The following is an 11,064-nucleotide window of genomic DNA, read 5'->3' on the forward strand; positions in this document are numbered from 1 at the left end:
ATCTGAGCTAATAATGTATCTATATGTTTTTCTATATGTTAGTTTTATCTGCCAAATTTGGCTGGTTATTATCGATACAAATAGGATTTCTACAGAGCCATTTTTCTTTCCCTTTTTATAATAGTTATACCAAATCCTTTTTTAATCCATAATGATTATTGTTTATATATGAGTCCAAGATGCATTTTTTGCGGAGTGAACTGTTGTGATCCGGAAGTTATAGATGAAAAAATCCAGGATGATAAGACAATTTGTGAAGGTAAACTCATTGGCAATAAATACATCTGTGTAAATTGTTTGTATCAGCTTCGAATAGCACTGGGTATTGAGAATATAGAGTGTGAAATGTACGATGAGGACCTTCTTGAAGGTGGAGAGCTTAAAAAAGACAGATGGGAACTGTGGTAACTGCATTTCAGGCGAAATTTATATATAACCAACTACACACTTTTTAATGATGAGTCTCATTTTATGTCCCAAATGTGGAAATGAAACTGATGTATTATATGAAAATGTCTGTAAAAGCTGTTTTTTTGACCAATTTCAACTTGCTAAACTCCCTCATGTAATTCATGTAAAATTTTGTTCTAAATGCGGCTCAGTCTATTATCAGGGTGTATGGAGTGACGTGGACAACCTTGAGGAGACAATAATCAGACTGGTGGAAGATGAATTGATGATACATGAGTATGCCAGCAATCTGGACATCTATTTTGAACCTCAACAGCTTACACCCTATATGTTCCTCGTACGTGTTGGTATTGATGCACGGGTAAATGACTTACCAGTCAACCAGGAACTTGAAACAGAAGTTCGTATCGGTCGTGAATCATGTGACAGGTGCAGCCGGATTTCCGGTGGTTACTTCGAAGGCATAGTGCAGATTCGGAGTACTAACAGAGTTCCTGATAAAAGTGAGATCGAAGAATGCATGAGGATTACAAATGATGTTGTAAACCGTATGTATGAAAAAGGTGAAAGATTTGCATTTATAAGTAAATCAGTAGAATCAAAACACGGGATCGACCTTTACATAGGTTCATCAAATACTGCCCGCCAGATATGCAAACAGATAGAATCAGAGCTTGGTGGTAAATTTACCGAATCTCCGACATTGTTCGGACAAAAGGACGGAAAGGATATATACAGAGTTACTTATTCCATGAGGTTGCCAGAATTTAAACCTGGGGATATTATTGAATACAAAGGTCGGATAATCGAAATTAAAAATATAGGAAAGCGGATAACTGGTATTGACCTTTCTGATGGCACTCGTTTTGCAGAAAACCATGGTAAAATGAATGGCGCGGTACTGGTAACTAACAGAGATAATACACTTACAGCGGTTCTTGTTTCTGAAGATGAAAAAGATGTTATGGTTCTTGATCCTGAAACCTATAAGACAATAACCATCCAAAAACCGGTGGTTTTTACAGGTGACGATAAAAACGAAATATCTGTGATTAAAACAGAACATGGATTGTTTGTTATACCTGATTAATATTTTATTAGTAAAATTTAAAGGAGAAGCAAATATTAATCAAGTGCAAAACGTTCTGATAATTGGATGCGATACCAGGAATATCGCATGCTCTGCAAGTAAATCAGAATATAATGTATATTCAATCGATGCATTCTGTGACTTTGACCTTACAGAATGTGCAGTTGCAACAAAAAAAATACCATCTAATTATGCAGACGATGTAAAAACAATCCCTTTACAAAGGATAGAGGAATGGATTGCTGAATTTGATGTTGATTTTGATGCTATTGTACTTGGTTCAGGTTTTGAATTGATAAACCAGAAAAGGTTACCTTATCGCTTGTTAAACAACAGCCAGCAGATTATGAATGCTGTCACAGATAAGTACAGATTCGCCAGTAGACTTGAATCCCTGGATATTCCACACCCTGTTACGTATTCAGGAAAAGAGCACGATAATATTGATACTAGGAATTTCCCTGTAATGGTCAAACCGAACCGTGCTGGTGGAGGCTTACTTAACAGGAAAGTAGGATCCCCTGATGAACTGGAATCTGTTATAGAAGGATTACTGAAATCATACCCATCATGGACAGCAGATGATTTAATAATCCAGGAATTTGAAATCGGAATTCCTGCAAGTGTATCAATTATTTCCACTGAAACTGAGGCATGTGCAATAGCTTTAAATGAACAATTAATTGGTGAGTCACAGCTTACTGATATGGGGTTTGCCTATTGTGGTAATATAACACCGTTTGAAACTTCCTACCATGAAATGATATGCGAAACAGCAAAACAGTTGGTGCTTGAATTTGGTCTCATAGGCTCAAATGGAGTTGATTTTATCATAACTGAAAACGGTCCAGTTATCCTGGAGATAAACCCAAGATTTCAAGGGAGTCTGGATACCGTTGAACTTGCAACAGGTATGAATCTGTTTGATGCCCATGTAAAATCATTTTCCGGTATTTTACCTGATACTAAACCTCATGTAAACCATTTTGCAGGAAAAGCAATTGTCTATTCAAAGGGAAATTTGTTTATTAATGAACGAATTTTTAAGGGACTGGTTTGTCAAAATACAGTAGATATCCCAAATCTCGGACATAATATAAGCACTGACGAACCAATGGTCTCAGTGGTACACACAGGGTACAACAGAAATGATGTCACAGAAAAATTAAGAAAAAGTGTGGACTATATTCGCAATCTTACAGATAGTTGTTATTATCAAAAGGATAATAAATCCATACAGAACTTAAACACAAAATTAATATCCTAACTTATTTCATATGAATTGCTATTATTGAGGTGAAGATTTTTGGCAGATTTAAATGATCCGGTTATTCGAGGTTTCCTGAAACAGCTGGTTGGTGAAGAAGGCCTGAAAATGATTGAGGACATGCCTGAAGGAGAGGTTACTGATGAGGAGATTGCAGAAAAAACAGGTGTTCTTTTAAATATCGTCAGACGCACCCTTTTCATCCTTAATGAATATAAACTTGTAGTGTGCAGAAGGGAACGTGACACCAACAGCGGATGGTTGACATACCTATGGCGTCTGGATTTATCAGGTATAGAATCCCGGCTGGAAAAGGAGAAAAAAAGGCTTATTCAAAACCTTGAGCAGCGTCTTGAATTTGAAGAAGGAAACGTGTTTTTTGTTTGTCCTGAAGGATGTGTTCGTCTTCTGTTCAGTGAAGCTACAAATTGTCATTTTCTTTGTCCTGTTTGCGGAGAAGACCTGGTAGCTCAGGATAATTCCAAAACTATAGAAACAATAAAATCAAGGCTAGAGGAATTGGAAAAGTGTGGATAAAGACCATGATATCACGGACAGAAGCTTTGAATTTACTCACGGAATTGGGTTGTGAAACCCATGTCATTGAACATTGTAAGGCAGTGTCATCATTTGCAGTCGAGATTGCGAAAAAAGTAAGAGCTTCCGGAAAAATGGTGGATATGGAACTTGTAGAAATTGGAGGTCTTCTCCACGATATCGGTCGGTCGCGTACACACGGAATAAAACATGCGGTTGAAGGAGCTAAAATTGCTGAATCAATAGGTCTAGATCCCAAAATTATACGAATCATTAAAACACATATAGGAGCAGGTGTTACACCTGAAGAGGCAAAGAATCTGAGCTTCCCGGAAGATGATTATGTGCCCCGAACCATCGAAGAAAAAATAATAGCTCATGCCGATAATCTTGTAGAGGGTACAAAGCGGAGGACTTTGGATGAATACGTATCAAAAATGAGGGGTAAAAACCTGGATGAAGATATAATAAACCGAGTCAAACAACTTGCGTACGAAATAGGTGTTTATTGATGAATAGCTTTCCAAGTGGAAAAACTTATATAGAAAAATTACCAATGCTTTATCAGTATTCTACATATAGTTTTCAGTAATTATTTTTCCATTTTTTAATTATGAGGTATATTAATGACTAGTGATAATCAACATTTAAAAGGAACAACTACGGTTGGAATAGCTTGCAGTGATGCTGTAGTCCTTGCAACTGAAAGAAGAGCTACAATGGGAAATTTCATTGCAAGTAAAACCGCAAAGAAAATTTACCAGATTGATGACAGAATAGGAATGACAACAGCTGGTTCAGTAGGGGATGCACAGCAAATTGTCCGTATTATAAGTGTCGAAGCCAAGCTCTTTAAAATGAGACGCAAAGAGCCAATGACTATAAAGGGAATTACTACGCTTTTGTCCAATCTGTTGAGTGGTCAGCGGTATTTCCCACTTATGGTGCAGCTTATAGTAGGCGGTGTTGATAAAACCGGACCTAATATGTATTCACTCGACCCATTGGGTGGAAGAATAGAAGAAACAAATATTGTCGCAACAGGGTCAGGTTCCCCAATAACCTATGGTTTACTCGAGGACCGCTACCATGAAGGTATGACTTCAGATGAGGGTATAGATCTTGCAGTAAGAGCACTCCATAATGCTATGAAACGTGATTCTGCATCAGGAGACGGCATTGATGTAGTTGTTATAACTAAAGATGGTTATAAGCAGCTAAACGAGAAGGAGGTCAACAATAAACGTGCTGCTCTCAATTAATCGTTATAAATAAAAAAACTAAAAAAATCCCTGTTTGTTTTTATTTTATATTTTTGATATTCAGATTTGAATTTGATACAACCCATAGAAATTTTTAATATTTTCTATCCAATTTTTTACAGGAAGGCTGTTCCTATGGATATAGAAGAGATGTTACTGGATTTAAAAAAGAGAATTGAAAGCAAGTTACCAAATGATACCACAATATCTACTGTTGAATTTGAAGGACCTCAACTGGTAGTTTATACCGAAGAGCCACGTAAGTTTGCAGATAATGGTAATATTATACGAAACCTTGCAAAAGACCTCAGAACGCGTATAGTTGTACGACCGGATCCCAAGGTGCTTGTACCACCTGAAGAATCCATGAATAAGATAGGAAATATAGTCCCTGAAGAAGCGGCAATATCCAATTATCATTTTGACCCTGATGTAGGGGAGGTGATTATAGAAGCTGAAAAACCGGGTCTTGTTATTGGAAAACAGGGGGACACCTTAAGAGAAATTACAAAAAAAATCGGCTGGACTCCAAAAGTAGTGCGGGCACCACCCATCAAATCACGAACTGTTAAAAATATCCGTGAATTCATGCGAAACAATCACAAGGAAAGGAAGGATATTTTAAAAGCAGTAGGACGTAAAATCCATAGAGAAAGTACTTCAAAGGATCAGTGGGTCAGAGTTACATCACTCGGCGGATGTAAAGAAGTCGGAAGAAGCTGTTTCATCCTGTCAACACCTGAGTCAAGGATAATGATTGATTGCGGAGTAAATGTTGGTTCTGAAGAGAACATGACACCATACCTCTATGTTCCTGAAGCTTATCCACTTAGTCAACTGGATGCGGTTGTACTGACCCATGCTCATCTTGACCACTCAGGATTCATACCACTGTTGTACAAATACGGTTATCAGGGACCCATATACTGTACTCTGCCTACAAGGGACCTGTCAGCACTTCTACAGCTCGATTATATTGATGTAGCAGGCAAAGAAGGTCGAATCATCCCATATGAATCTTCTCAGGTACGTGAAGCACTTAAACACACAATCACTCTGGATTTTGAAGAGGTTACTGACATCGCACCAGATATAAAACTCACATTCCACAATTCTGGGCATATTCTTGGGTCTGCAGTAGCTCATTTCCATATCGGTGATGGATTGCACAATGTAGTGTTTACAGGAGATTACAAATATGGCAGTACCAGACTCTTTGACCCTGCTGTAAACAAATTTCCAAGGGTTGAATCAGTTATAACTGAGTCTACCTATGGTAGTTCCAATGCTATCCAGCCAAGCCTTAAAGATGCAGAAAAACATCTTCAACAGGTGATTATCAATACCCTCAATAAGGATGGAATTGTATTGATTCCAGCGTTTGCGGTAGGTAGAAGTCAAGAAGTTATGATTGTCCTTGAAGATGCTATAAGAAAAGGTTTGATTGATAATGTTCCAATCTACCTTGACGGAATGATATGGGAAGCAACTGCAATCCATGCCACATATCCCGAATATCTCAACAACGAGTTAAGAAAATCTATATTCCAGAAAGGACAAAATCCATTCCTGTCAGATTCATTCAAACCAGTGGATTCCAATGAACTGCGCCAGAAAATCATTGATGAACCACATCCCTGTGTCATACTTGCAACAGCCGGTATGATGAATGCTGGTCCTGTCCTTGAATATTTCAAAGCATTTGCTTCCAATGAAAACAATACTCTTGTATTCGTGGGTTATCAGGCTGATGGAACCCTTGGACGCCGCATTCAAAAAGGCTGGAAAGAAATTCCAATGTCAACATCTTCAAATGGCGGGACACATGTAATTAATCTCAATATGAATGTGGAAATTGTAGACGGATTCTCTGGACACTCAGATAGGAAACAGTTGATGGACTATGTCAAAAAGATGAAACCGCGTCCGGAACGTGTTTATACAGAACATGGTGAAGAGAAATCCTGTATTGACCTTGCAAGTTCCATCTACAAGAAAAACAAAATCGAAACACGTGCACTTACAAACCTTGAAACCGTACGACTGGTGTAAAAATATCGCAGGTTTAAGTGCAGGGAATTTATAAATAATTAAGTACCTGCACTTATCCCACTCTAGACTTCATATCTGTCCTGAATATAGACTGTGCAGGTATGTTTTCAGAGTATTATGGTCCTCAAGCACGATATCAGCTTTATTCAACTTGTCAGGACCAACGTAAGTAGGAACAGCCACACAGTATAAGCCTGCATTTTTTGCGGCTTCTACACCAAGTGGTGCATTTTCTACAACAATGCATTCATCCTTTTGGACATCAAGCATTTCTAGTGCTTTTATATAAGGTTCAGGTGAAGGTTTTCCATTATCAACATCTTCACCTGTGACTATGATATCAAAAATATCTGGATAAAACTGATTTACCATGTTATAAACAGCGTTTCTGTCAGCCCCAGACACAACTGCTAGTTTGAATTTTTTCTTCAGAATGAATAAACATTTATCCATATCTTCAAAAGTTTCCAGATTGCTGATTTCTGAAAAAATTTCTCTCTTTTTCTGTGCTATTTCATCAAACTGTTGAGGATGTGGTGTTTTACCTACCTTTTTAAACATTAACTGGATAATCCCTACATGGTTGGAACCTTCAACTTCATATATATCTTCGATGTTTATTTCAACACCTGCTTCTTCAAGTGCAATTTTCCATGCCTGTGCATGATAGGGCATAGAATCCGCAAGAACACCATCAAAATCAAAAATCATCGCTTTTAACATGTCTCAATCATTATATTGATGTCTGATAAATGTTGCTACATCAAAAACCTTTAAGTTCTTTAGAAATGGAAAAAAGTATCAAAAGCATGGATGAAAAGAAAAAAGAATTGTAAATTTATTAAAATCGATAATTTATTTTGATAATTCTTCTTCAACCTCCTTCTTACCAGCTTCAAGTTCAGGACCCTGTTCTGAATCTGACCTTAATAGCATTGTCTGGAATTCTCCAACATGTGTTTTCTCTTCCTTTGCTACATCAAGAAGTACAGCTTTGATATCGTCATTATCAGTAAGGTCTGCCATTTCTTCATAGAGGTTTATGGCATCCAACTCCGCAATTATTGCAGCTCTAAGTATTTCTTTATCTTTGTTTTCCAGTTTTATTTTGTTGAGGTCAATTGGTATTTTTGATAGCAAAAATCTCACCCCTGTATCCTATATTGCATACAAAAAAGATAAACTTTTTCCTATAGTATATTTAAATCAAAAATTTCAATTTACCAAGTTTAAGTTTAACTCTAAGTTTTTATTTTAATTTAGAGTATTTTGATTTGAAGAGAACAGTTAAAACTGTTGGATTCCTGCTCCATTTCTCTTGAATTCATATCCTCCTTAGTGCACATTGAAATACCAATACAAAATCTGCCAGTCATGGATATATATCTAAGTGTCATAATTATAGATTAATTGAAAAATTTCATCAGTCATTTCAGGAAATCAGTTCAAAAAATGATTAAGAATTGTTAAAAAAAGGATGCGTTGACCGGGATTTGAACCCGGGTTTGGGGCTTGGAAGGCCCCAGTCATAGCCACTAGACCATCAACGCCTGATTATAGCATGTGTTACTTGTGTTTTTGAAATATAAAGTTTATGGTTTTAATACTGGGTTTGTAATGATGTATCCCATCACAGAGAATATTTTTTACGTATATCATTGATTTTATCCCTTAATTCTGCAGCTTTTTCAAATTCAAGATTTTTTGCAGCAAGTTCCATATCTTCTTCAAGGTCGATTATCAGGTCTTCAATATCTTTTGTAGATTTGTGTTCTGCTACTGCAACAGTTTCTGCAAAATCACTGTTTTGAGGTTCTGGATACTCTATCCCCACAAGTTCTTTCTGAACCGCTTTTGTAATTGTCTGTGGGACAATACCATGCTTCTTATTGAAATCTATCTGGAGTTCACGTCTGCGATTTGTTTCATCAATAGCTCTTTTCATAGAACCTGTGGTTTTATCTGCATACAGGATGACACGACCTTTTGCATTCCTTGAAGCTCTTCCAATAGTCTGGATGAGAGAGCGTTCTGAACGCAGGAACCCTTCTTTATCAGCATCAAGTATTGCTACAAGTTCAACTTCCGGGATATCAAGTCCTTCTCTTAACAGGTTAATACCTACAAGTACATCAAAGTCCTTTTTTCGAAGGCTTCTGACAATTTCTGCACGTTCAAGGGTATCGATATCTGAATGCATATACTTAACCCTGATACCAACTTCAAGCAAATAATCAGTCAAATCTTCTGCCATCCGTTTTGTAAGAGTGGTTACAAGGGTACGGTAACCGTCATCGGATACCCTTCTGATTTCACCTACTAGGTCATCGATTTGATTTTTTATAGGTCGCACTATTATTTCAGGGTCAACAAGTCCTGTAGGTCGGATTATTTGTTCAACAACCTGTTCACTTTTTTTCAATTCATAATCTGCAGGTGTTGCTGAAACATAGATTATCTGATTGACCCTTTTTTCAAATTCATCGAATTTCAGGGGACGATTATCATAGGCTGAGGGGAGGCGGAACCCGTACTCTACAAGTGAATCTTTTCGGGCTCTGTCACCATTGTACATACCACCAATCTGTGGAACTGTAACATGTGATTCATCTATAAATATAAGATAATCATCAGGAAAGAAATCAAGAAGGGAATACGGTGGTTCACCTGGTTTGCGTCCATCAAAATGCCGGGAATAGTTTTCAATACCACTACAATATCCAATCTCTTGCAGCATTTCCATATCAAAATTTGTACGCTGCAAAAGTCTCTGGGCTTCAAGTTGTTGATTATTTACTTCAAATCTGGAGACCTGTTTTTCAAGTTCTGTTTCAATGGAATTTATGGCTCTGTCAATCTGGTCCTGGGGCATTACAAAGTGTTTTGCTGGGTAAATTACGATGCTTTCATCCTGATTCAGTGTTCTGAGTACGTTACCAGTCAATGGGTCAAAATATGAAATCTTCTCAATCTCATCTCCAAAAAGCTCAATCTTTATTCCATAGTCTTCCTGTGCAGGATAAATTTCAACAGTATCTCCCTTTGACCTGAATGTTCCCTGTGTAAATTCCACATCGTTTCTCTCATACTGTATATTGATCAAACTGGCAGACAGGGTACTTTTATCGATTTCTTCGCCCGGTGAGAGGAATAAAGACATTTCCCTCCACTCATCAGGTGAACCTATATTGTAGATACATGAAACACTGGAAACTACTATTACATCCCTGCGTTCCATGAGTGATTTGGTGGCTGATAGACGTAATTTATCAATTTCTTCATTGATGGAGGATTCTTTTTCGATGTAGGTATCAGTAGTTGGGATATAAGCTTCAGGCTGGTAATAATTGTAGTAACTTACAAAATATTCAACTGCATTGTCCGGGAAGTGCTCCCTGAACTCAGAATACAATTGAGCAGCAAGTGTTTTGTTGTGTGCAATAACAAGGGTTGGTTTCTGGACATTTTCTATGACATTTGCCATTGTAAAGGTTTTACCTGAACCGGTAACCCCCAACAATGTCTGGTGTTTCAAGCCTTTAAAAAGCCCATCTGTTAACTGAGAAATAGCTGAGGGCTGATCCCCTCTTGGTTCATAATTGGTTACTATTTTGAAGGATTTCATTGTTGAATTCAATTTTGTTTTGAATAATATGTTCATGTGTTTGGAGGTTTATATAGTTTACAGTTGAATATATTTACAAGAACTGTATTCACGTTATTCACATCAAACCTGTTCACAACTTGTTCTACAATTTAATTACAATGAGTAAACAAACATAAATACAAATCCTATTAGCATCAAAATAATAGCCAGTATCATCAATTTCTGTACCGATTGATTGTCCGACCCAAACACTATTGGAATAGGTCCAATCATTATAACACCACCACCCTTAAATTTAGGTTCAGGTTTTTCATAGGTATAGGTATGCTGTTGTCTTTGTTCAACTGTGTTTTTTCTGTAATCGTATTCCTTTTTTCCGGACTGTTCCAAAGTATTCATTATTATAGAGATTGTTATCAACATAAACCCGATAATTATAACAAAAATACCTGAATAGATGAGAATTTCACCAGCCATTTTAATACCTCTTAATCTCGGATATATTATTAATCAAATTCACAATTTAACTGTTTCACTACATTCATGGAACCTACAAATAAAAACTTTGTACAAAATAATAGAACCAACCAAAACCAATTCATAATATCAAAACGTATTTTTTGTACCATCATTGAGGTGGAATTATGGTAGTTACCAAAGAGAATGAAGAATTAGAATCCTGTAAACAAAATAGTGATAAAAATCTATGTGTATTCATACGAACAGTAAAGACATTCCATAAGATGGCAAAGGAAATGAATTATTGTAAAGATGAATAATTTATATAAGCAAAGCGTAAAACCCCGATGTATTTACAAAGCATCGGGGATGTAAGCGT

Annotated in this window: 12 protein-coding genes and 1 tRNA gene; 8 read left to right on the top strand and 5 right to left on the bottom strand. The window is 36.9% G+C overall.

Going from position 1 to position 11,064, the window contains the following annotated elements:
* Window positions 1-168: 168 nt before the first annotated feature.
* From ACLFMM_RS07125 to ACLFMM_RS07155, 7 genes are all read left to right on the top strand, one after another.
* Window positions 169-408, top strand: a complete 240-nt coding sequence (locus ACLFMM_RS07125) for a hypothetical protein (RefSeq protein WP_410808034.1) — start codon at window positions 169-171, stop codon at window positions 406-408.
* Between the two features lie 49 nt (window positions 409-457).
* Window positions 458-1,501 (top strand): 60S ribosomal export protein NMD3, encoded by a 1,044-nt coding sequence (locus ACLFMM_RS07130; RefSeq protein WP_410808035.1) that lies wholly within the window; start codon window positions 458-460, stop codon window positions 1,499-1,501.
* 43 nt (window positions 1,502-1,544) lie between these two features.
* Window positions 1,545-2,768 carry an ATP-grasp domain-containing protein gene (locus ACLFMM_RS07135; protein ID WP_410808036.1) on the top strand — a complete coding sequence of 408 codons (1,224 nt, stop codon included), beginning with the start codon at window positions 1,545-1,547 and terminating at the stop codon, window positions 2,766-2,768.
* Between the two features lie 39 nt (window positions 2,769-2,807).
* Window positions 2,808-3,305: a transcription factor gene (locus ACLFMM_RS07140; protein WP_410808037.1), complete on the top strand. Its 498-nt coding sequence runs from the start codon at window positions 2,808-2,810 to the stop codon at window positions 3,303-3,305.
* Window positions 3,306-3,310: 5 nt separating this feature from the next.
* A complete protein-coding gene (locus ACLFMM_RS07145) occupies window positions 3,311-3,817 on the top strand; it encodes a TIGR00295 family protein (RefSeq protein ID WP_410808038.1) in 507 nt (168 codons plus the stop codon).
* A gap of 114 nt (window positions 3,818-3,931) precedes the next feature.
* Window positions 3,932-4,567: an archaeal proteasome endopeptidase complex subunit beta gene (gene psmB, locus ACLFMM_RS07150; RefSeq protein ID WP_410808039.1), complete on the top strand. Its 636-nt coding sequence runs from the start codon at window positions 3,932-3,934 to the stop codon at window positions 4,565-4,567.
* A 135-nt stretch (window positions 4,568-4,702) separates the two neighbouring features.
* Entirely contained in the window at window positions 4,703-6,619 is a 1,917-nt protein-coding gene (locus ACLFMM_RS07155; protein ID WP_410808040.1) for a beta-CASP ribonuclease aCPSF1, read from the top strand.
* Window positions 6,620-6,688: 69 nt separating this feature from the next.
* Here the strand turns inward: ACLFMM_RS07155 and ACLFMM_RS07160 are convergent, their stop codons facing one another.
* From ACLFMM_RS07160 to ACLFMM_RS07180, 5 genes are all read right to left on the bottom strand, one after another.
* Window positions 6,689-7,342 carry an HAD family hydrolase gene (locus ACLFMM_RS07160; protein WP_410808041.1) on the bottom strand — a complete coding sequence of 218 codons (654 nt, stop codon included), beginning with the start codon at window positions 7,340-7,342 and terminating at the stop codon, window positions 6,689-6,691.
* 132 nt (window positions 7,343-7,474) lie between these two features.
* Entirely contained in the window at window positions 7,475-7,759 is a 285-nt protein-coding gene (locus tag ACLFMM_RS07165) for a ferritin family protein (RefSeq protein ID WP_410808042.1), read from the bottom strand.
* Between the two features lie 338 nt (window positions 7,760-8,097).
* Window positions 8,098-8,169, bottom strand: a tRNA-Gly gene (locus tag ACLFMM_RS07170).
* Between the two features lie 80 nt (window positions 8,170-8,249).
* Entirely contained in the window at window positions 8,250-10,244 is a 1,995-nt protein-coding gene (gene uvrB, locus ACLFMM_RS07175) for an excinuclease ABC subunit UvrB (RefSeq protein WP_410808043.1), read from the bottom strand.
* A 135-nt stretch (window positions 10,245-10,379) separates the two neighbouring features.
* Complete coding sequence (locus ACLFMM_RS07180) at window positions 10,380-10,703, bottom strand: TIGR00304 family membrane protein (protein WP_410808044.1); 324 nt, start codon at window positions 10,701-10,703, stop codon at window positions 10,380-10,382.
* A gap of 167 nt (window positions 10,704-10,870) precedes the next feature.
* On the opposite strand from ACLFMM_RS07180, the gene ACLFMM_RS07185 reads away from it, so the two are divergent.
* Window positions 10,871-11,005, top strand: a complete 135-nt coding sequence (locus tag ACLFMM_RS07185; RefSeq protein WP_410808045.1) for a hypothetical protein — start codon at window positions 10,871-10,873, stop codon at window positions 11,003-11,005.
* The last annotated feature ends 59 nt before the right edge of the window (window positions 11,006-11,064 follow it).

This window comes from Methanohalobium sp. (assembly GCF_046546175.1).
Classification (GTDB): Archaea; Halobacteriota; Methanosarcinia; order Methanosarcinales; family Methanosarcinaceae; genus Methanohalobium.

Bases quoted from the DNA above. Each gene is read 5' to 3' on its own strand.
- ACLFMM_RS07180 (WP_410808044.1), bottom strand. From the start codon at position 10,703: ATGGCTGGTGAAATTCTCATCTATTCAGGTATTTTTGTTATAATTATC.
- ACLFMM_RS07185 (WP_410808045.1), top strand. From the start codon at position 10,871: ATGGTAGTTACCAAAGAGAATGAAGAATTAGAATCCTGTAAACAAAAT.
- ACLFMM_RS07130 (WP_410808035.1), top strand. From the start codon at position 458: ATGAGTCTCATTTTATGTCCCAAATGTGGAAATGAAACTGATGTATTA.
- uvrB (WP_410808043.1), bottom strand. From the start codon at position 10,244: ATGAAATCCTTCAAAATAGTAACCAATTATGAACCAAGAGGGGATCAG.
- psmB (WP_410808039.1), top strand. From the start codon at position 3,932: ATGACTAGTGATAATCAACATTTAAAAGGAACAACTACGGTTGGAATA.
- ACLFMM_RS07125 (WP_410808034.1), top strand. From the start codon at position 169: ATGAGTCCAAGATGCATTTTTTGCGGAGTGAACTGTTGTGATCCGGAA.
- ACLFMM_RS07160 (WP_410808041.1), bottom strand. From the start codon at position 7,342: ATGTTAAAAGCGATGATTTTTGATTTTGATGGTGTTCTTGCGGATTCT.
- ACLFMM_RS07145 (WP_410808038.1), top strand. From the start codon at position 3,311: ATGATATCACGGACAGAAGCTTTGAATTTACTCACGGAATTGGGTTGT.
- ACLFMM_RS07155 (WP_410808040.1), top strand. From the start codon at position 4,703: ATGGATATAGAAGAGATGTTACTGGATTTAAAAAAGAGAATTGAAAGC.